The 20,621-nt window shown below is 75.8% G+C and carries 18 protein-coding genes; 9 read left to right on the forward strand and 9 right to left on the reverse strand.

Annotated elements, in window-relative coordinates:
- Positions 1-47: 47 nt before the first annotated feature.
- Positions 48-1,040: a DUF2877 domain-containing protein gene (locus tag ACI796_RS19120; RefSeq protein WP_456942803.1), complete on the reverse strand. Its 993-nt coding sequence runs from the start codon at positions 1,038-1,040 to the stop codon at positions 48-50.
- A 260-nt stretch (positions 1,041-1,300) separates the two neighbouring features.
- Here ACI796_RS19120 and ACI796_RS19125 point away from each other — a divergent pair, with 260 nt between their 5' ends.
- A complete protein-coding gene (locus ACI796_RS19125; protein WP_456942804.1) occupies positions 1,301-3,247 on the forward strand; it encodes a PucR family transcriptional regulator in 1,947 nt (648 codons plus the stop codon).
- Here the strand turns inward: ACI796_RS19125 and ACI796_RS19130 are convergent.
- Complete coding sequence (locus ACI796_RS19130) at positions 3,229-4,107, reverse strand: SDR family NAD(P)-dependent oxidoreductase (protein ID WP_456942805.1); 879 nt, start codon at positions 4,105-4,107, stop codon at positions 3,229-3,231. The two genes, ACI796_RS19125 and ACI796_RS19130, sit on opposite strands and share 19 nt — an antisense overlap.
- An 82-nt stretch (positions 4,108-4,189) precedes the next feature.
- Between ACI796_RS19130 and ACI796_RS19135 the strand changes: the two genes are divergently transcribed.
- Complete coding sequence (locus ACI796_RS19135; RefSeq protein ID WP_456942806.1) at positions 4,190-4,765, forward strand: TetR/AcrR family transcriptional regulator; 576 nt, start codon at positions 4,190-4,192, stop codon at positions 4,763-4,765.
- 37 nt (positions 4,766-4,802) lie between these two features.
- Positions 4,803-5,546 carry a DUF5995 family protein gene (locus tag ACI796_RS19140; RefSeq protein WP_456942807.1) on the forward strand — a complete coding sequence of 248 codons (744 nt, stop codon included), beginning with the start codon at positions 4,803-4,805 and terminating at the stop codon, positions 5,544-5,546.
- 86 nt (positions 5,547-5,632) lie between these two features.
- Here the strand turns inward: ACI796_RS19140 and ACI796_RS19145 are convergent, their stop codons facing one another.
- Positions 5,633-7,213, reverse strand: coding sequence for a helix-turn-helix domain-containing protein (locus tag ACI796_RS19145; protein ID WP_456942808.1), 1,581 nt, complete (start codon positions 7,211-7,213; stop codon positions 5,633-5,635).
- A gap of 86 nt (positions 7,214-7,299) precedes the next feature.
- On the opposite strand from ACI796_RS19145, the gene ACI796_RS19150 reads away from it, so the two are divergent.
- Both ACI796_RS19150 and ACI796_RS19155 read left to right on the forward strand, forming a co-directional pair.
- Positions 7,300-8,052 (forward strand): SDR family oxidoreductase, encoded by a 753-nt coding sequence (locus ACI796_RS19150; RefSeq protein WP_456942809.1) that lies wholly within the window; start codon positions 7,300-7,302, stop codon positions 8,050-8,052.
- Positions 8,053-8,140: 88 nt separating this feature from the next.
- Positions 8,141-9,055, forward strand: a complete 915-nt coding sequence (locus ACI796_RS19155) for a DMT family transporter (protein ID WP_456942810.1) — start codon at positions 8,141-8,143, stop codon at positions 9,053-9,055.
- Here the strand turns inward: ACI796_RS19155 and ACI796_RS19160 are convergent.
- Genes ACI796_RS19160 through ACI796_RS19170 form a run of 3 tightly spaced genes read right to left on the reverse strand, consistent with a single transcriptional unit; the run spans position 9,046 to position 10,826 of the window.
- Entirely contained in the window at positions 9,046-9,504 is a 459-nt protein-coding gene (locus tag ACI796_RS19160) for a pyridoxamine 5'-phosphate oxidase family protein (RefSeq protein ID WP_456942811.1), read from the reverse strand. The genes ACI796_RS19155 and ACI796_RS19160 overlap by 10 nt on opposite strands.
- 40 nt (positions 9,505-9,544) lie before the next feature.
- Positions 9,545-10,381, reverse strand: a complete 837-nt coding sequence (locus ACI796_RS19165) for a DUF998 domain-containing protein (protein WP_456942812.1) — start codon at positions 10,379-10,381, stop codon at positions 9,545-9,547.
- A gap of 31 nt (positions 10,382-10,412) precedes the next feature.
- Entirely contained in the window at positions 10,413-10,826 is a 414-nt protein-coding gene (locus ACI796_RS19170) for a hypothetical protein (protein ID WP_456942813.1), read from the reverse strand.
- 33 nt (positions 10,827-10,859) lie between these two features.
- Between ACI796_RS19170 and ACI796_RS19175 the strand changes: the two genes are divergently transcribed.
- The gene (locus ACI796_RS19175; protein WP_456942814.1) at positions 10,860-12,104 is read left to right on the forward strand and encodes an MFS transporter; all 1,245 of its coding nucleotides are present in this window, start codon (positions 10,860-10,862) and stop codon (positions 12,102-12,104) included.
- A 140-nt stretch (positions 12,105-12,244) separates the two neighbouring features.
- Here the strand turns inward: ACI796_RS19175 and ACI796_RS19180 are convergent, their stop codons facing one another.
- Entirely contained in the window at positions 12,245-12,445 is a 201-nt protein-coding gene (locus ACI796_RS19180) for a hypothetical protein (RefSeq protein WP_456942815.1), read from the reverse strand.
- A gap of 67 nt (positions 12,446-12,512) precedes the next feature.
- Positions 12,513-12,677, reverse strand: a complete 165-nt coding sequence (locus ACI796_RS19185) for a hypothetical protein (protein WP_456938974.1) — start codon at positions 12,675-12,677, stop codon at positions 12,513-12,515.
- 350 nt (positions 12,678-13,027) lie between these two features.
- Between ACI796_RS19185 and ACI796_RS19190 the strand changes: the two genes are divergently transcribed.
- A complete protein-coding gene (locus tag ACI796_RS19190; protein WP_456942816.1) occupies positions 13,028-15,655 on the forward strand; it encodes an ExeM/NucH family extracellular endonuclease in 2,628 nt (875 codons plus the stop codon).
- A 74-nt stretch (positions 15,656-15,729) separates the two neighbouring features.
- Here the strand turns inward: ACI796_RS19190 and malQ are convergent, their stop codons facing one another.
- Positions 15,730-17,622, reverse strand: a complete 1,893-nt coding sequence (gene malQ / locus ACI796_RS19195; protein ID WP_456942817.1) for a 4-alpha-glucanotransferase — start codon at positions 17,620-17,622, stop codon at positions 15,730-15,732.
- Positions 17,623-17,761: 139 nt separating this feature from the next.
- Here malQ and ACI796_RS19200 point away from each other — a divergent pair, with 139 nt between their 5' ends.
- Both ACI796_RS19200 and ACI796_RS19205 read left to right on the forward strand, forming a co-directional pair.
- Positions 17,762-18,793 (forward strand): TIGR03885 family FMN-dependent LLM class oxidoreductase, encoded by a 1,032-nt coding sequence (locus ACI796_RS19200; protein ID WP_456942818.1) that lies wholly within the window; start codon positions 17,762-17,764, stop codon positions 18,791-18,793.
- A 148-nt stretch (positions 18,794-18,941) separates the two neighbouring features.
- Positions 18,942-20,615 (forward strand): alpha-amylase family protein, encoded by a 1,674-nt coding sequence (locus tag ACI796_RS19205; RefSeq protein ID WP_456942819.1) that lies wholly within the window; start codon positions 18,942-18,944, stop codon positions 20,613-20,615.
- Positions 20,616-20,621 lie beyond the last annotated feature (6 nt).

A 20,621-nucleotide genomic window follows, 5' to 3' on the forward strand; every position in this document is an offset into this window, starting at 1 on the left:
GGCCCCCTCCCCGGCCGGGGAGGGGGCCGCTGCCGTTGCTCGGGCGGTCAGCGCACGCGGGTGGTGCGGTCGACCAGGTCGATCGCGGTGCACAGGCCCAGCGCCATCGCCCGGCCGCTGGTGGAGCCGGTGGCCAGCAGGCCCTCGATGGCCGGGCCGAGCGGGCGCTCGCCGACCAGGCCCTGCAGCACCGCGGCGTACTCGCCGCTGACCCGGCCGGCCGCGGCGTGCCGGAGCAGCGCCCGGGACAGCTCGGTGGTGCGGCCGGCGGCCAGCGAGTAGACGCCGGCGGCGAACCGCTCGGCGGCCGGGTGCCGCAGCAGCACCAGGCCGGCCATCGTGCCGGCCATGACGTCGTCACCGGCCGGGGTGAGCCCCGGGCCCAGGCCGATCAGCCGGGCGGCGGTGCGCAGCGCGGCGTCGAGGTCGGCCCGGCGCACCGCGCCCCGCAGCGCGGCCAGCGGGCCGCCGGGGCCGGCGGGCAGGCCCGGCAGCGTGAACGCGCTGTGCGGGACGCCCTCGCCGTAGAGGGTGGTGCGCAGCTGGCGCACGCCCTCGGGCAGCAGCGCCGGGCGCGGGCTGGGCAGCCGCGGCCGCGGGTCCCACCAGGCCGCGGCGCGCACGACCAGGTCGCCGACGACGATCCGGCCGCCGCCGACCTCGGCGGGCGCACCGCTGGGCAGCGCGACGAGGGGACGGCCGTTGCTGGGCCGGAAGAGGACGCAGCCCAGGGGCAGCCGGGCGGCGTCACTGGTGAGGACGCCGACGACGTCGCTGCCGCGCTCGGTGGGCACCTGGAGGTACACCGCGGCGGGCATGCTCATCAGCACCCGGGCCGGGCGCACGGGACCGCGCAGCAGGTCGGCCACGCCCGTGCTGGCCGAGGCCGGGACGGCCGAGGCGGCGCGTGCCGGCGACGCGGTCCGCAGGGTCTCCTGCACCGACGAGCGGGGCAGGGGGATCGTCGGGACCCCGGCCCGGGCGGCGCGCCCCGGCACGCCGTTCGGAGAACCGGTGGTCGTGTGGTCGATGGTGCGCATCTGGGCAGCCCTTCCCCGTCGGACAGCGGAGCGACCTTCCCCTCGGCCCCTCCACCCCTCGGACCGGCCGCCGGAGGGTGAGACGCACCACCTCAGGGGAGCGCCTACCATCCAGCGGACGGACCGACTGGCTCGAAGCTAAGCGGCGCGTCGCACGTCCTCTTATGGCGAATGTGGCCAAGAATGGGGGTGCCCGTCCAGGCACACCTGCCAGATTCCCGCAACTCAGGATGGACGACGGGTGAGGAGGAGGGCGAGTCGTGACTCACAGTGAGACGCCGATGACCTCGGCGATGTACCCGACCGCGCCGCTGCAACTGCCGCACGGGTGGCAGAGCTCCTTCCCCTCCCGCGCCGTGCCGCCCCGCGACGAGCGCGCCGGGTGGCGCGACCGCGTCGGCCTGCGGCTGGACGAGGCGCTGCGCCTGCCCCGCCTGGTGGGGGCCGAGGTGGTCGCCGGCCGCGCCGGGACCGGCCGCGTCGTCCGGCACATGGTCGTCGACGACCCGGCCGCCCCGCTGGCCACCGCCGGCCCCGACGTCCTCGTCGTCCTCGGCGCCCGGCTGCCCCCGGCCGACGCCGCCGCGGCCCGCGCCCTGGTGGACCGGCTGCTGCAGGTCGGCGCCGCCGCGCTGGCCTTCCGCCGCACGGAGGGACCGCCCCCGGTGCCGGCCGAGGTGCTCGCCGAGGCCGAGCGCCACGGCTTCCCGGTGGTGGCGCTGCCGGCCGCCGTCCGCATGGACGAGGCGGTCTCCGAGGTGCTCGGCGCGGTCGTCCGCCGGCAGGGGGAGGCGCTGGCCGTCTCCGCCCGCATGCACGACCAGTTCATCGACGTCGCCCTGAGCGGCGGCGGCCTGGCCGAGGTCACCGAGCAGCTGGCCACCTACCTCGAGGGCGCCGCCGTCCTCGGGCTCGGCCCCGACCGGGAGATCGTCACCAGCGCCGGCCCGCCCGCCGACGTCGCCGAGATCAGCGACTGGCTGTGGCTGCTCGACGCCGAGGCCGAGGACGAGCTGGCCATGATGGCGCCGGCCCACCGGCTGTCCGGGGTGCGCGCCGACCAGACCGTCGTCACGCCCGCCGACGTCCTCGCCGACGCCGACCTGTCCCCGGCCGACGGCATCCTGCTCGTCCCCGGCCACCACGAGCTGCCCGGCGGGGTGGGGGAGTACGCGGTCGCGCCGATCATGGCCGGCGACCAGCGGCACGGCTGGCTGGTCGCGGTGCACCGCAGCGGCCAGATGGTGGTCGGTGCCGGCGGCGTGCTGGAGCGGGCCGCCGTCGTCTCGGCGCTGTCGGTGATCCGCCAGCAGGCGGTGCACTCGGTGGAGCTGCGCTTCCAGGGCGACCTGGTCCGCCGGCTGGTCGGCGGCTCACTGCGGCACACCGAGCGGGCGCTGGCCCAGACCCGCTCGTTCGGCTGGCGGCTCGACGGCCCCGTCGTCGTCCTGGTCACCGCCACCGAGACCGCCGCCGACCCGGCGGCCGACCCCACCCGCGCCCTCGACGTCCTGGACCGGCTGGCCGACGGCTGGCGGGCGGCGCTGGAGACGGAGGTCAGCGGCGCCGCCGTCGCGGGGTTGTCCACCGAGATCGTCACCGTGCTGCCGCTGGACGGCCGGACGCCGGAGGAGATCACCTCGCTGGTGACCGCGGTGACCTCGCGGGTCAATGCGCGGGTGCGCCGGGTGGGCCGGGTGCTCGGCACCGGCATCGGGCGCCCCGCCGGGTCGATCTCGGCGCTGGGCGAGGCGCACCAGCAGGCGCAGCGGGCTCTCGGGGTCGGGCAGGAGATCCACGGGACGGCCGCGGTCACCCACTTCGACCAGCTCGGGGTGTTCCGGCTGCTGTCGCTCATCCCGGACAGCACGGAGCTGCGCTCCTACGTGGACGAGGTGCTCGGCTCGCTGGCCGACGCCGCCGACCCGGACTCGGCCGACCTGCGCGAGACGCTGCGGGTGCTCCTGGAGACCAACCTCAACGTCGCCGAGTCCGCCCGCCGGCTGCACTTCCACTACAACACGATGCGCTACCGGATCGGCAAGCTCGAGCGGCTGCTCGGGCCCTTCACCACCGATCCCACGCTGCGGCTGAACCTGCTGCTGGCGCTGCACGCCGCGCGCATGCGCGGGCTGGACCAGCCGCACCGCCCGCCGGTCGACTCCGGGCTGCTGCCCCCCGACGACGGCTACGACGCGCTGATCTGAGGGCGGGTCAGCTCCAGGCTGGCCTCCCACAGCTCGCGGGCGCGGCCGGGGTCGCGGCTGTCCGGGGACGACGGCGCCTCGACGCCGCGCTCCAGGTAGCGCCCGCTGGTGCCGTGCGGCCCGGTGACCGCGGCGGCGAGCCGGGCGGCGGCCTCGTCGACGCCCGACGCGAACGGCAGCCGGGCCAGCAGGGGCGCCAGGCCGGTGTAGAGCGCGCGCGCCGGGGCGGGGTACCGGTGGTGCAGCCCGGTGCCGGGGACCAGCCCGGGGTCGAACACGGCGACGTCGACCTCCGGGTGCCGGCGGGCGAGCTCGGCGCCGAAGAGGACGTTGGCGAGCTTGGACGTCGCGTAGGCGCGCTGCCCGGACTCCCGGCGCGGGCGGGCCAGCTCGCGCGGGTCGGCCCAGCGCGGCGCCGGGAAGGGGCCGGACTTCCGCCAGGTGCCCCAGTGGGTGCCGCTGCTGACCACGACCACGCGCGCGCCCGGCGCCAGGTGCGGCAGGAGCTCGACGGTGAGCAGGAAGTGCGCGAGGTGGTTGACCGCGAAGGTCAGCTCGTACCCGTCGGCGCCGGCGCGGTCGGCCACCGGCAGCTGGACGCCGGCGTTGAGCACCAGCGCGTCCAGCGGCTCCCCGGCGGCGACCCGGGCCGCGGCCGCCCGGACGGCGTCGAGGGAGGCCAGGTCCAGGTCGACCACCTCGGCCGGCGGCCCCATCCGGGCGGCCACCGCGGCGCCGCGGGCGGCGTCGCGGGCGCCGAGCAGCAGGCGCCACTCCCCGGTGGCGGCGAGGTGCCCGGCGGCGGCCCGCCCGAGCCCCGACGTCGCCCCGGTGACCAGTGCCGTGCGGGTGTCGCCCATCGTCCCTCCCGGGGCTCGCGGGACGTCGTCCCGATGTGAGACTCTGTGCCAGAACGGGATGCCGTGTCAACAGGAGGTGGCGGTGACCGAGACGGCCGCGCAGCGACGGCGCCGGCGGCTGCGTGCCGAGATGACCCGCCGCGCGGTGGCGCTGTTCGCCACGCAGGGCTACGCCGCCACGAGCACCGGGCAGGTGGCGGCGGCGGCCGACGTCTCGCGCAGCACGCTGTTCCGGCTGTTCGCCGACAAGGAGGACCTGCTCTTCGGCCTCGAGGACGACCTGCTGGCCGCCGCCGCGACGGCGGTGGCCGACGCCCCGCCCGGCCTGTCCCCGTGGGCGGCGCTGCGCGCGGCCGCCGTCGCGATCGCCGGGCAGGTGGCCCCGCTGCGCGACCTGCTGCTCGCCCGCGAGCAGGTGGTGGCCGGGGTGCCGGCGCTGCGGTCGCGGGCGGCGGCCAAGCTGCGCCGCTGGGAGGCCGCCCTCGCCGACGGGCTGGCCGCCCGCGAGGTCCCGCCCGGGGACGCGCTGCTGCTGGCCAAGCTCGTCGTCGCCTGCTTCGAGGTCGCCCAGGCCGGCTGGCTGGCCGGCGAGGCCGGGGACCTGCCGGACCTGCTCACCGCGGCCCTCGACCGGCTGCCCGGCCTGCTGGAGGCGTGACGGGCGCGCGGCGGCCGCCGCGGGGACGATCGCGGGTGTGACCGCACCGGTGGACGAGCTCGTCGCCCGCATGCAGGACCTGCTCGACGCCCTCGTCGCCGCCGGCGACCCCGCCCGCCACTTCCTCGGCACCTACCTGCGCACCACCGAGGCGGTGAACGCGGCGATCGACGCCGGCCGGTTCGAGGACCCGGACTGGGTGACCGCGTGGGACGTCGACTTCGCCGGGCTCTACCTCGACGCCCTCGAGGCGCACCGCCGGGACCCGGCCACTCCGCCGGCGCCATGGCGGGCCGCGTTCGGCACCGACCCGGCCGCCCGGCCGGAGGCGCACGTGCTGCTCGGCATGAACGCGCACATCAACTTCGACCTGCCGCAGTCGCTGGTGCGGGTCATCGGCCCGGCCGACTTCGCCGACCCGCCGCTGCTGGACTCCCGCGGTCGCGACCACGAGCGCATCGACGAGGTGCTCGCCGGCCGGGTGGCCGCCGAGGACCTCGCCCTGCAGGCGTCGGGCAGCCGCCGCACGCCGGTGGACCGGGTCATGGCGGGGCTCAACCGGACGGCGGCCCGGGTGCTGCTGCGCGAGTCGCGGCGCCGGGTGTGGGCCAACACGACCGTCCTGCACCGGGCGCGCCTGGAGGGGCCCGGGGCGCTGGCCCGCCGGGTGGCCCAGCTCGAGGCCGCGGCCGCCGCGCGGGTCACCGACCTGCAGCGCGGCGGGCCGGTGCTGCTGCGGCTGGCCGTGCGCGGCTTCGGCGTCGTGCTGGCGGAGGACTGAGCCGCCCCGCCGCCCAGGAGCGCTCAGGCACGGGAGCGACACGCACGTCCGGCCGGGGGACGTGCGTGTCGCTCCCCGAGCCGGGATCAGTCGGAGAAGACCTCGATCGAGGCGCCCATCTCGACCAGTCGCTCGTAGAGGTGCTCGTAGCCGCGGGCGATGATGTCGACGTTGCGCAGCACCGACGTGCCGCGCGCGGCCAGCATCGCCAGCAGGATGCACACCGCGGGCCGCAGCGCCGGCGGGCAGACGACCTCGGCGCTGCGCCAGCGGGTCGGGCCGGTGACGAGCACCCGGTGCGGGTCCATGAGCCGGACGTCGGCGCCCAGGCGGGTCAGGTCCGACAGGTGGATCGCGCGGTTGTCGTAGACCCAGTCGTGGATGAGCGTCGAGCCGGTGGCCGAGGCGGCGATGACGGCGAAGAACGGCAGGTTGTCGATGTTCAGCCCCGGGAACGGCATCGGGTGGATCTTGTCGATCGGGGCCTTGAGCTGCGACGGGCGGATGGTGACGTCGGCGAGGCGGGTGTGGCCGTTGGCGGCCAGGTACTCCGGCGACAGCTCGTACCGCAGGCCCATCTCGGCCAGCACCGCCAGCTCGATCTCGAGGAACTCGATCGGCGCGCGGCGGACGGTGAGCTCGGACCCGGTGACGATGCCGGCGGTCAGCAGGCTCATCGCCTCGACCGGGTCCTCGCTGATCGTGTAGTCGACGTCGGCGTCGAGCACCGCCCGCCCGGTCACGGTGAGCGTCGTCGTCCCGAGGCCCTCCACGCCGACGCCGAGCAGCTGCAGGTACAGGCACAGGTCCTGGACCATGTAGTTCGAGCTGGCGTTGCGGATGACCGTGGTGCCCTCGGTGCGGGCGGCGGCCAACAGCGCGTTCTCGGTGACGGTGTCCCCGCGCTCGGTCAGCACGATGGTGCGCCGCCCGGTGGCCCGCGGGTCGACGGTGGCGTGGTACTCGCCGGCGTGCGCCTCGACCTCCAGGCCGAAGGGGCGCAGCGCGATCATGTGCGGCTCGACGGTGCGGGTGCCGAGGTCGCAGCCGCCGGCGTAGGGCAGTCGGAAGGAGCGGGCCCGGTGCAGCAGCGGGCCGAGGAACATGATGATGCTGCGGGTCCGGCGGGCGGCGTCGGCGTCGATGCCGGCCAGGTCGAGCTCGTCGGGGACGACGAGGGTGAGGTCGCGGCCGGCGCCGTCCCAGGTGGCCGAGACGCCGATCGAGCGGAGCACGTCGAGGATCCGGTCCACCTCGACGATGCGGGCCACGTTGCGCAGCGTCGTCCGGCCGCGGTTGAGCAGCGCGGCGCACAGCAGCGCGACGGCGGCGTTCTTCGACGACTTCACCGTCACGCTGCCGCGCAGCGGCGTGCCGCCGGTGACCCGCAGGTGGGTCGGGCCGGCCGGGCCGACGCTGATCAGCTCGCTCTCGAGCGCCTCGGACAGCCGGCCGAGCAGGTCGAGGGTGAGGTTCTGCCCGCCCTGCTCGATCCGGGCGATCGCGCTCTGGCTGGTGCCCAGGCGCTCGGCCAGCTGCTGCTGGGTCAGCCCGCGGTGCCGCCGCGCGTCGCGGACCAGCAGGCCGATGCGCTGGGTGGCGCTCGTCGCGGGGGAGGGGGAGAGAGGGGTGGTCGTGGTCTCGGCCGGGAGCTCGGTCGCCGTCACGGTCGACGACGGTATCTCGCACGTGAGATACGGGGCGCGCGGCACGCCGGTGGATCGATAAGGACCGGTCCGGTCAGACTGCACCCATGGACGTCGTGGTCACCGGAGGTACGGGGAGGCTGGGCCGGGTCCTGGTCCCGTCGCTGCAGGCGGCGGGGCACCAGGTGCGGCAGGTGTCGAGGCGGGGGACCGGCCCGGGAGGGGTCCGCGCCGACCTGGCCACCGGCCGGGACCTCGCGACGGCGGTGCGCGGCGCCGAGGTGGTCGTGCACGCCGCCACCGACCCGCGGGGCAACCCGTGGCAGGTCGACGTCGCCGGCACCCGGCGGCTGGTGCAGGCGCTGGACCGCGACCGGCTGCAGCACCTGGTGCACGTCTCGATCGTCGGCGTCGACCGGGTGCCGTGGAACTACTACCGGGCCAAGTTCGCCGCCGAGCAGGTGGCCCTGGCCTCCGGCCTCCCGGTGACCATCGTGCGGATCACCCAGTGGCACGACTTCGTCGACGACATGCTCGGCACCGCCCGCCGCGGGCCGGTGCTGATCGTGCCGATGGGCTGGAGCGCGGCGCCGGTCGACGTCGGGGAGGCGGCCGGGTTCCTCACCGGGGTCGTCGCCGGGCCCCCGTCCGGCGGGGAGGTCGTCGAGTTCGCCGGGCCCGAGGACCTCTCGGCCGCCGACCTCGCCCAAACGTGGGTGGCGGCCCGCGACCCCTCGGTGCGGGTGGTGTCCACCCCGCTGCCGGGCCGGCTGTCGGCCGCCTTCCGGGAGGGCGGCGTGCTCCCCGGGCCGCAGGCGGCGCGCGGGCGACGGACCTACGCCGAGCACCTCCGCGGCTGAACGCGCCGTCCCTGCCGATCTGCGCAGGGACAGCGCCAGGTCCGGAAACCGCCGGTGCGCGGGCGGGCGCGGCCCCTACGGTCGGCTGGTGCCCCCCCGTCCGGTGTCCCTGCCCGTCCTCGCCGCCGTCTCCGTCACCGTCCTCGCCTGGGCCTCGGCCTTCATCGGCATCCGCGCCGTCGGCGCCGACCTGTCCCCGGGCGCGCTGGCACTGGGGCGGCTCCTGGTCGGGACGGCGGTGCTCGCGCTGCTGTCGCTCGGCCGCGGCTGGGTCGCCCCCACCCGCCGCGAGTGGGGGCTGCTGGCGGTCTGCGGGGTGGGCTGGTTCGCCGTCTACAACGTCGCCCTCAACGCCGCCGAGCGGCACCTGGACGCCGGGACGACGGCGATGCTGGTCAACATCGGCCCGATCCTGATCGCGGTCCTCGCCGGGGTGTGGCTGCACGAGGGCTTCCCGCGCCGGCTGGTCGCCGGGCTCGCCGTCGCCTTCGCCGGCGTGCTGCTCATCGGGGTGGCCGGGCGGGGGAGCGGCGGCGACCTGCTCGGCGTGCTGCTGTGCCTGGTCGCGGCGGTGACCTACGCCGTCGGCGTGGTGGCGCAGAAGCCGGTGCTGCGCCGGCTGCCGCCGCTGCAGGTGACCGCGACCGCCTGCGCGATCGGGGCCGTGTGCTGCCTGCCCTGGACCGGGGCGCTCGTGTCCGACCTGGCCGCCGCGCCGGCGTCGTCGGTGCTCGGGATGGTCTACCTGGGCGCGGTGCCGACGGCGCTGGCCTTCAGCACCTGGGCCTACGCGCTGGCCCGCACCGAGGCCGGCCGGCTCGGCGTCACGACGTACCTGGTGCCGCCGCTGGTCGTCGTCCTCGGGTGGGCGCTGCTGGACGAGGTGCCCCCGGCGCTCGCCGTCGCCGGGGGTGCGGTGTGCCTGGCCGGGGTGGCGCTGTCCCGCCGCCGCGGCCGGGTGCGGCAGCCGGAACCGGTGCTGGAGGCGGCCGCTCAGAGGTAGGCGCGGGGGTCCACCGCGGGCGGCAGTTCGCCGGGCACGATCCGCCGGCCGGTGACCGCCGTGGGGATCAGCCGCACCCAGTGCCCGTGCTCACCGGGCGCCCACGGCCGGAGGCCCGTGGCCCGCGTGCGCGCGACCAGGTCGGCCCGGTGCCCGGGGCCCACCTCCTCGGCGACGCCGCGCACGAGCACGCTCCAGCCGCTGCGGGTGCGCCGGTCGATCTCGTCGACCTCGAAGCTCACGTTGGCGTGTTCCGCGGCGGCCAGCTTCGTGCCGGGGGCGGTGCGGATGACGATCGTGGTGCCGTCCATCGCGTAGTTGACCGGGAAGATCAGCGGGTGGTGCTCGGCGTTCACCCCGAGCCGGCCGATCTCCTGCGTGGCCAGCAGCCGGTGGCACTCCTCGACGGGGATCTCCTGCAGCGTGGGAGCGGTCTCCTCGGCGGTCATGGCCCCATCGTGGCCGTGCCCCGGGACGCACGCGAGCGGGTCAGCGCTCCCGGCGCCGGCGCGGGCCGGCCCACGGGTCGTCGGGGTCCAGGTCGTCGTCGAGGTCGGCGGGGGAGTCGGTGGCGGCGGCCGTGTCCGGGGTCGCGCGGGTGGTGTCGGCGCGGCGGGCGGCGGCCTCGAGCGCGTCGTCCCGCTCGGCCGCGCGCCGCGCCCGCTCCAGCCGCTCCCGCTCGCGCTCCCGTGCCCGCAGCTGCCGCCGGGTCGGGCGGCTGGTGTCGGGCTCGGCGCGGGTCCGGCTGAGCCACCACAGTCCCGCGCCGGCCAGGGCCAGCCCGATCGGCAGCGGGTACGCGGCGGCCCGCTCGGTGCCGCCCTCGCCGAGCAGCTCGACCACCCCGGCGCCGTAGAAGACCGTCAGCGCGGTGGCGAACAGGCCGAGCAGCACGACGGTGGTGCCCAGCGCCTCCGACCACGGCCGCACCGCGTAGGCCAGCGCGATGAGCCCGAGCCCGCCGCCGACCAGGTACAGCACCGTGCCGGCGGTGTGCAGGCTCGGCGAGGTCAGCCGGGGGAAGACACCGACCAGCAGCACCCCGAGCGCGGCCGCGCCGAGCAGCGCCACCGCCGGGCGCGCCGCCCGACCGCGCAGCACCGGCAGCACCGCCACCGCCCCGGCGCCGATGAGCCCGGCCTGCACCACGAACGAGGCGTTCATCAGCGCGTGCGCCGGCTGGGTCGGGTCACCGAGGGCGCTGATGGGATCGGCCGAGCGCGAGTACGGCAGCACCGACTGCACCTGCACGATCGTCTCGACGACGAAGAACTGGAGGGTCAGCAGCCAGGCGACCGCGCCCCAGGTGATCCGCTTGCCGGGCATGCACCCCATGGTCCCAGCCGGTGCGGGGAGGTCAGCCGAGGTGGGCGAGGACGGCGGCGTGCTGCACGCGGGTCAGGTAGGAGGGGTTGCTGCCGGCCGGCATGCGCAGCACCTCGGCGTCGCGGGCGGCCGGGTCGGCCAGCAGGTCGGCGCGCGGCACCGGGGCCGCGAGCAGGGTGAGCCGGACGACGACGAGCGGCCCGCCCGCGTCCTCGCCGACCTCCCCGGCGAGCTCCCCGGTCGCGTGCACCCCCGGGCGGTCGGGGCCGCTGAGCCAGAGCAGGCACGCGTCGCCGGGGCGCATGAGCCCGAGCCGGTAGGAGCGGCGCAGGCAGCGGGAGAACGTCGCCGGCTCCCCGGGGCGCCAGCCGGGGACGACGGCGCCGGGGGGCAGGGCGGTCTTCACCACCCAGCAGGCGACGTCATCGGGCCGGAGGCGGGGCACGGGACCATCCCAGCACCCGGGCACGATGGGCGCGTGCCGTCCCCGCCCGCCACCGCACCGGGCGGGGAGGAGCCGCTGCCGCGGGGGCACCGGGCCGGCGACCCGGCGCTGCGCCGCGCGTCGGGAGCGGTGTTCCTGGCCGGCGTCGCGGTGTTCGCCGTCCTGTACGCCCCGCAGGCGCTGCTGCCCGAGCTCACCCGCGCGTTCGCCGTCTCGCCGGCCGCGGCCACGCTGTCGGTCTCGGTGGCGACGGCGGGGCTGGCGCTGGGGCTGCTCGTGCTCGGCCCGCTGTCGGACCGGATCGGCCGCCGGCCGGTGCTGCTCGTGGCGCTGGCCGCCGCGAGTGGCCTGGCGGTGCTGACGGCGGTGGCGCCGGCGTGGGAGGTGCTGCTCGTCCTGCGCGGCCTGCAGGGGTTCGCGCTGGCCGGGCTGCCCGCCGTCGGCGTCGCCTACCTGCGCGAGGAGCTGGACGCCTCGGTGAGCTCCCGGGCGATCGGGCTGTTCGTCGGCGGCACGGCGATCGGCGGGCTCAGCGGCCGGGTGGTCGCCGGGGCCCTGGCCGACCTCGGCGGCTGGCGGGCGGCGGTCGGCGGCATCGCCGGGCTCGCGGTGGCGTGCACGGTCGCCGTCCGGGTGCTGCTGCCGGCCTCGCGCCGGTTCGTCGCGGTGCCGCGGGAGACGCCGGTGCTGCACCAGCTCGCCCGCGGCCTCGGCGACCCGGTGCTGCTGGGTCTCTACGGGCTGGCGGCGCTGCTGATGGGCGGGTTCGTCGCGGTCTACAACGCGGGCACGTTCCGGCTGGAGGCACAGCCGTACGGGCTGTCGCCCGCGCTGGCCGGCCTGGTGTTCCTGACCTACCTGCTGGGGTCGGTGGCCTCGCCGGTCGCCGGCGGCCTGGCCGAGCGGGCCGGGCGGCGGGTGGTGGTCCCGGTGGCGCTCGCGGTGACCGTGGCGGGCCTCGCGCTGACCCTCGCCGCGCCGCTGGCGCTGTTCGTCGCGGGGCTGGCTGTCCTGACGGTCGGCTTCTTCGCCGCGCACGGCGTGGCCAGCGGCTGGGTGGCCGCGCGGGCGGCGCTGGGGGAGCGGCCGGTCGGGCAGGCCGCGTCGCTGTACTCGTTCTGGTACTACGTCGGCTCGTCCGTGGGCGGCACGCTGGCCGGCCGGGCCTGGGCGACGGCGGGGTGGCCGGGCGCGGTGGCGGTCGCGGGCACCGGCATCGGCGGTGCGCTGGTGCTGGCCCTGCTGCTGGGGCGCAGCACCGCGCTGGGCCGGGGCTGAGGGGCGGGCGCCGGTCGGCGCCCGCCCCGAACAGGGGACGTGCTGTCCGGCCCTCCTGCTGTCCGGCCCTCCTGCTGTCCGGCCCTCGGGCAGGGGCCCGCCCCGAGCGGAGCGAGGGGTGGGGGCAGGAGTGTCCTGCGTCAATCGGTGGCGGAGTGGAACTCCGCGCCGGCCGGGTCGGCGTCGTCGGAGCCGACAGCCTGCCGCTCCTGCTCGGTGCGGAACTGCAGCGCGTCGTCGTTGGGCCGGGGGTCGGCCTTGCCGTGCTCCTGGCGGTCGCGGGGTGCCGACTCCTCGGTGTCCATCACGTCGTCGAGGGTCGGGCGGTCGGGCTCGGTCATCGCGGTACCTCCGCTGCGTCGTCGATCGGTCCCGGAGGCCATAGCCGTCGCAGAGGGCGGGAAACCCCTAGCGCTGCTCCAGCGAGCCCGCCGGCAGCCACGCCTCGACGAGCACCGGACCGTGCGGCCCGGGGACGGCGTAGGCGACCCGGCCCTGCCAGCCGCCGGCGGACTGGCGCCACTCCACGAGCAGGCCGGGGACGGTCCCGTCGGCGCCGGGCGGGGTGCGCACCCAGCAGTGCCGGCCCGCTGCCGGCTCCCGGGCGGGCGGGGGCTCGGGAGGCGGGGCCGCCGCGACGCCGGAGTCCGCGGCCCGTTCACCGAGCGACGGCCGCGACCTGCCCCGCTGCATCCCGCCTGCCACCCCGGCAGTCTGCCACGGTGATCGAACACGCGTTCGAACGGCCGGCTCCGGCGTCATGTCGCCGTGTCGGCGTGTCGACTCGGGGACACGCCGACATGTCGGTGATCCCGGTCACAGTGTGTGCGGGTGGTCACCTACTCGTTACGAACCGTTGTTGGAGTGTGCACGGCGGCTGCTTAGCGTCGCTCACGTCCTGGCACCTGTCCGAAGGGTCCTCAGTGCTCTCATCAACCGGCTCCCGGCGCCTGCTCGCGCGCCGGGCGGCACTCGGCGCCGCTGCCGTGGCCGTCGCCGTCACGGGTCTCCCGACCGCCGCGTCGGCCGCACCCACCACGCCGTTCATCTCCGAGATCCACTACGACAACGCCGGTGACGACACCGGCGAGTTCGTCGAGGTGCAGATCCCCGCCGGCGCCACGTCCGCAGGGCTGGCCGTCGTCCTCTACAACGGCAACGACGGCAAGGTCTACGACACCGACGCCCTGCCTGCGGTGACCGCTCCCGCCGGTGCGCCGGCCGTGGCCGTGATCGACTACCCAAGGGACGGCCTCCAGAACGGCGCCCCCGACGGCATCGCGCTCGTCCGGGGGGACGAACTCGTCGAGTTCATCTCCTACGAGGGTGTCCTCACGGCTGCCGACGGACCTGCGGCCGGGGTGACCAGCACCAACATCGGTGTCAGTGAGTCCAGCTCGACCCTCGTCGGGCAGTCGCTGTCGCGCACCTTCGACGCTTCTGGCGTCTCCGTGTGGGCTCGTCCGGCGACCGCGACCAAGGGTGCCGTGAACGGCAGTGGCAGCACGACGCCACCGCCCACGACGAGCGGCTCCTGCGAGACGACGCCCACGCACGAGATCGGCGCCGTCCAGGGCACCGGCGCCGCCACCCCGCTGGCCAACGCACAGGTCACCGTTCGTGGCGTCGTCGTGGGCGACGTCCCGGGCCTGTCGGGCTTCTACCTCCAGGACACCGACGGCGACGGGAACGCCGCCACCTCCGACGGCGTGTTCGTGTTCAGCTCCGTCGCGGTCGACCTCGGCGACACCGTCGCCGTGACCGGCCAGGTGCAGGAGTACAGCGGCCAGACGCAGATCAGTGCGCGCACGACCGCCGCGGTCTGCGCCGACGGCACCGCCGAGAACCTCCCGGCGGCCACGCCGCTGGAACTCCCCGCCGACGCCGCCGCCCGCGAGCGGCTCGAGGGCATGCTCGTCGCCCCGGCCGACGAGCTCACGGTCAGCGAGGTCTACGACCTCACCAGCTACGGCGAGCTGACCCTCTCCGAGGGCGGCCTGCTCGTGCAGCCCACCGAGCTCGCCCGCCCGGGCACCGACGAGGCCGAGGCCGTGGCGGAGTCCAACGCCCTCCGCAAGATCACCCTGGACGACGGCGTCAGCGCCCGCGTCTCGGTGACCACCCGCCCGTATCTGTCGCCCACCACCCCGGTGCGGGTCGGTGACGTCCTCGACTTCCAGGAGCCGCTCGTCCTCGGCGAGGGCTTCGGCACCTACCGCCTGCAGCCGGCCGACGGCAGCGCCGCCGGCGTCCTCACACCGCAGAACACCCGCCCGGCGGCGCCGCAGCCCGTCGGCGGCGACGTCCAGCTGGGCACCTTCAACGTGCTCAACTACTTCCTGACCTTCGACGAGGACAGGGGTGGCCGCGGCGCCACCAGCCAGGCCGAGCTCGAGGAGCAGGCGGCCAAGGAGGTCGCGGCCATCCGCGGTCTCGGCGCCGACGTCGTCACCCTGCTCGAGATGGAGGACACCGACTCCACCGGTCTGACCCCGGGCAACGCCGACACGGCGCTGACCGACCTGGTCCGCCGGCTGAACGAGGCCGAGGGCTCGCCGGTCTGGAGCTATGTGCCGATGCCGGAGGAGCTGTACGCCGTCGACCGCGACGTCATCCGCAACGCGATCATCTACCGCAACGACGTTGTCCAGACGGTCGGCGCCCCGGTCGGGCTGGTCGACGAGGCCGTGTGGTCCAACGCCCGCGAGCCGCAGGCGCAGACCTTCGTCAAGGACGGCGACGCGTTCACCGTCATCGCCAACCACTTCAAGTCCAAGAGCACCGGCGACGCGACCGGCGACAACGTCGACGACGGTGACGGCCAGGGCCAGTGGAACGGCGACCGCGTCCGCCAGGCGCAGTCGGTGGCGGCGTTCGCCGCCCAGCTGGCGGAGTCGACCGGCGACACCGACGTCGTCCTCCAGGGCGACCTCAACGCCTACTCGCAGGAGGACCCGATCGAGGCCCTGCGCGAGGCCGGGTTCACCGACCTCGGCGAGGAGTTCGACCCCGGTCGCTACAGCTACGTGTTCGACGAGCTCTCCGGCTCGCTCGACCACGCGCTGGCCAGCCGCTCCCTGGCGGACAAGGTCACCGACGTGGCGCACTGGAACATCAACTCGGTCGAGTCGTTCGCGTACCAGTACACCGGTGACCCGGCCCTGTACGCGCCGGACGCCTACCGCTCCAGCGACCACGACCCGCTGGTCATCGGGATCGACCTGCAGGAGCGCTGCAACGGCCTGCTCCCGACGATCAAGGGGGACGACGGTCCCGATGTCCTCCAGGGCACCAACGGCGTGGACGTGATCATGGGCCTCGGCGGCGACGACGTCATCACCGGCGGCAACGGCGACGACGTCGTCTGCGGCGGTGCCGGCGACGACCGGCTGTCCGGGGAGAACGGGAACGACCGGCTCTCGGGTGGCTTCGGCGACGACCGGCTCGACGGCGGCAACGGCGACGACACGCTCGTCGGCGGGCCGGGCACCGACGGGCTGAACCAGGACCGCGGCGCCGGGAGCACCGAGCAGGAGGGCGCCGAGTCCTGACGACCGGTCCCTGGACGCGCGTCCGGCGCGGCACCCCGAGCGGGTGCCGCGCCGGACGTGTCCCCGGGGCCGGATCAGACGCCCTCGCGGGCCTCCCCGCCGGCCTGCTCGCCGATCGCGTCCTCCTCGGGGTCGGTCGTCGCGAGCACGCCCGCGGCGAGGGTCCGCGCGACCTCCTGCAGCAGCGGGTGGCCCGCCAGGTCCTCGACGGGCACCGGTAGCGGCAGCGACCAGTTGGGCCGGTCGGTGGTGCCGGGCATGTTGGGCCGGCGCCGCACGGCGAGCGCGTCGTCGAGGGTGGCCGACAGCAGCAGCGACGGCGCCCGGCCGAGCAGCTCGTGCGCCCGCGTCACCGCCGTCTCCGGCCTCGCGTCCTCGCGCAGCCCCGGCAGCCGTTCCAGCAGCGACCGCCGGCCGCGCTCGAGCTCCTCGTCGCTGCCGGTGCCGTGCTCGCGCTGCTCCTCGACGTCGGCCCCGGTCCACAGCCCCGCCACCGTCGGCAGGTCGTGCGTGGTGACGGCGGCCATCGCCTCCTCGGGCCACTCGGCGGGGTCGTCGTCCTCGAACCACAGCAGTCGGTAGCTGAGGATGCCGTGCTCGGCCAGGGCCTCCCGGACGCCGTCCTCGACCGTGCCGAGGTCCTCGCCGACGACGACCGCCTGCGCCCGGTGGCTCTCCAGCGCGACGATGTCGAGCAGGTCCTCGGCGGGGTACCGGACGTAGGCGCCGTCGGCCGCGCTGCCGCCCGAGGGCACCCACCACAGCCGGAACAGGCCCATGACGTGGTCGATGCGCAGGCCGCCGGCGCCGGCCATCGTCGCGCGGATCGACTCGACGAACGGCTCGTAGTCCCACTCCTGCAGGCGCCACGGCACCAGCGGCGGGGAGCCCCAGTCCTGGCCCTGCGCGTTGAACTCGTCCGGCGGCGCCCCCACGGTCGCGCCCTGCGCGAGCACCCCCTGCCAGGTCCAGGCGTCGGCGCCGCCGCCGGCCACGCCGATCGGCAGGTCCTGGATGACGGTCATGCCCTCGGTGGCGCGCTCGAGCTGCAGCGACAGGCACCACTGCAGCCAGGCGTGGAAGGCGACGTCGCGCTCGTGCCCGGCCACGAAGGAGCCGACCGCGCCGCTGCGCGGGTCGCGCAGCTCCTCGGGCCAGGTGTGCCAGTCGGGGCCGTGGACGTCGGCCAGCGCGCACCAGGTGGCCCAGTCCTGCAGCTTCTGTCCCTGGTGCCACCACCAGTCGGGGAAGGCGGGGTCGTCGCGGCCGGTGGCGTCGAACACCCGGCGCAGCACCTCGCGCTTGCGGGCCCAGATCGCGTCGCGGTCGATGAGGTCGCCCTCGGACAGGGCGCGGCCGGCGTCGCCGCCGAGGTCGACGCGGTCGGCGCCGGGCACCTCCTCGACGCGCAGGTACACGGGGTTGCGGAAGCGGCGGGTGGCCGGCAGGTAGGGGCTGGCCTCCTGCTGGGGCGTCGGGGCGACGGCGTGCAGCGGGTTGATCAGCACGAAGCCCGCGCCCTGCCCGGCGGCCATCTCGCGGACGGCACGCAGGTCGGCGAGGTCGCCGATGCCCCAGCTGCCGCGGCTGCGGGTGGCGTAGAGCTGCACCGCCCACCCCCACGCGCGGTCCTCGGGCAGCCAGCACCGGCCGGGGGACACCACCAGCCGGCGCCGCGGGCCGCCGGGCTCCTGGAGCCAGTGGTAGCCCAGCGGGAAGTCGGCCGGCAGCTCGCCGTCGACGTGCCGGGTCGACCCGTCCTCGAGGGTGACCTCGGCCTCGTCGACCTCCAGGACGTCGCCGGGACGGGCGACGATGGGCGCCCGGTGCTCGAGGTCCTCCGGGGGTTCGCCGATCACCTCCCGCAGGCGGTCGATGGTGGCCTGGGCGACCTCGTGCTCCTCGTCGAGGGCGTCGAGCCAGGTGGCGTCGATGCCCCAGCGGTCGGTGCTGCTGGTGCGTGTCACCCCCCGATCCTCACGGCGGGCCGGGCGGATCGCAGCGCAGGACGCGGCGTGGTGCCGCTCTCCTCCCGTCCGCCCGTCCGCGGTTCCGGCACGGGGCGGTCCCGTGGCCGCCGACCAGGTCCTGGGGTAGGCACGACCGGTGACCGTGATCGGCTTCCACAACTCGCACGAGCAGGTCCACCCGGCCGAGCTCCTGGCCGCCGTCCAGCACGCCGAGGAGGTCGGGTTCACCGCCGCGATGTGCTCCGACCACCTGACGCCGTGGAACCCGCGGCAGGGCGAGTCGGGCTTCGCGTGGTCCTGGCTCGGCGCGGCGCTGGCCACCACCGGGCTGCCCTTCGGCGTGGTCAACGCCCCGGGGCAGCGCTACCACCCGGTGGTCGTGGCGCAGGCGATCGCGACCCTCGGTGCGATGTTCCCCGGCCGGTTCTGGGCCGCGCTGGGGTCGGGCGAGGCGATGAACGAGCACGTCACCGGGCACGTGTGGCCGAACAAGGACATCCGCGACGCGCGGCTGCGCGAGTGCGTCGACGTCATCCGCGCGCTGCTGGCCGGCGAGGAGGTCAGCCACGACGGGCTGGTCGTCGTCGACCGCGCGCAGATCTGGACCCTGCCCGAGCAGCAGCCCGCGCTCATCGCCCCCGCCGTCACCGCCCGCACCGCCGCGCGGCACGCCGAGTGGGCCGACGGGCTGGTCACCATCAACCAGCCGCACGACGTGCTGCGCGACGTCGTCTCCTCCTACCGGGACGCCGGGGGGCAGGGGACGCTGACCATCCAGGTGCACGTCTCCTGGGACCCCGACGAGGACCGCGCGCTGGCGATCGCGCACGACCAGTGGCGCAGCAACGTGTTCGCCCCGCCACTGTGCTGGGACCTCGACACGACGACGGCCTTCGACCAGGCCAGCGCGCACGTGCGCCCCGAGGACGTGACGACGGCGGTGCGGGTGTCCTCGGACCTGGGGCAGCACGCCGCGTGGATCGCCGAGTACGTGGACCTCGGCTTCGACCAGGTCCACCTGCACCACGTGGGCAAGGAGCAGAAGCCGTTCCTCGACGCCTTCGGTGAGCACGTGCTGCCGCGGCTCGACGTCACCCGGCCGGCGCCGGCCGTCGCGGTCCACCCGCTGCGGCCGCACCAGGAGCCCCAGCCCGCCGTCCTGAAGTAGGCGCCCGCCGGTCGATCACCGGCTGCGTGCACGATGCCCCGGCGTGTCCGCGCGTGTCCCGTGCACGCAGCCGGTGATCAGCCCGGATGCCGAAGCGGCCCCGCGCCGTCCGGTTGCCGCGCGGGGCCGTGATCGACAGGCTCGCCGGGTGCGGATCACGGACACGGCGGACCTCTGGTGGAAGACGGCGGTCGTGTACTGCCTCGACGTCGAGACGTTCATGGACTGGAACGGCGACGGGTGCGGCGACCTCGCGGGCCTGGCCCAGCGGATCGACCACCTCGCCGACCTCGGCGTCACCTGCCTGTGGCTGATGCCCTTCTACCCGACCGCCGAGCGCGACGACGGCTACGACATCACCGACTTCTACGGCGTCGACCCGCGGCTGGGCACGCACGGCGACCTGGTCGAGGTCGTCCGCACGGCCACCGACCGCGGCATCCGGGTGATCGCCGACCTCGTCGTCAACCACACCTCGATCCAGCACCCCTGGTTCCAGCAGGGCCGGCAGGGCCGCGACGCGCCCTTCCACGACTACTACGTGTGGCGCGACGACGAGCCGCCGGACACCTCCGACCAGGTCGTCTTCCCCGACCAGGAGGACTCGGTCTGGACGCGCAACGAGCCGACGGGGGAGTGGTACCTGCACCGCTTCTACAAGGAGCAGCCCGACCTCGACGTCACCAACCCGCGGGTGCGCGACGAGGTCGCCAAGGTCATGGGCTTCTGGCTGCAGCTGGGGCTGTCGGGCTTCCGCGTGGACGCCGTCCCGTTCTTCCTCGAGACCCAGGACGGCGCCGACGACGAGCACTTCCCCGACCCGCACGAGTACCTGCGCGCGCTGCGTTCGCTGGTCGGCCGGCGCACCGGCAGCGGCGTGCTGCTCGGCGAGGTGAACCTGCCGCACGAGCAGCAGAAGGAGTTCTTCGGCGGCGACGACGGCGACGAGCTGACCATGCTGTTCGACTTCGTCGGCATGCAGGCGATGTACCTGTCGCTGGCCCGCGCCGACGCGGGCCCGCTGGTGCAGGCGCTGACCGGCCGGCCCGAGGTGGACCCCGACAGCCAGTGGGCCACCTTCGTGCGCAACCACGACGAGCTCACCCTGGACAAGCTCTCCGAGGACGAGCGCGAGGAGGTGTTCGCCGCCTTCGGCCCCGAGGAGCGGATGCAGGTCTACGGCCGCGGCCTGCGCCGCCGGCTGCCGCCCATGCTCGACGGCGACCCGCGGCGGGTGCGCATGGTCTACAGCCTGCTGTTCTCGCTGCCCGGCACCCCGGTGCTCTTCTACGGCGAGGAGATCGGCATGGGCGAGGACCTCGACGCCGAGGGCCGGCTCGCCGTCCGGACGCCGATGCAGTGGACCGCCGGGCGCAACGGCGGGTTCTCCACCGCCGACCCCGACCGGCTGCCCGGGCCGGTGGTCACCGGCGGCTTCGCGCCCGAGTTCGTCAACGTGGCCGACCAGCGCCGCGACCCGGACTCGCTCCTGTCGTTCACGAAGCTGCTCATCCGGCGCTACCGCGAGTCGCCCGAGCTGGGCTGGGGCTCGTTCCGGGTGCTCGAGCAGCCGCACCGCGAGGTGCTCGCGCACGTCTGCGAGTGGGACGACGGCACGCTGGTCGCGGTCCACAACCTCGGTCCCGAGCCGCGGGTGGTGCCGCTCGTGCTCGACGGCTGCGACGCCTCGCACCGGCTGGAGGACCTGCTCGTCACCCAGACGACGCCCCTGGGCGACGACGGCGCGGTGGAGCTGGCGCTCGAGGGCTACGGGTACCGCTGGCTGCGGGTGGTCGCCGAGGACAGCCGCCGGCTGCTCTGACGCCGC

This window comes from Geodermatophilus sp. SYSU D00525, assembly GCF_054050475.1.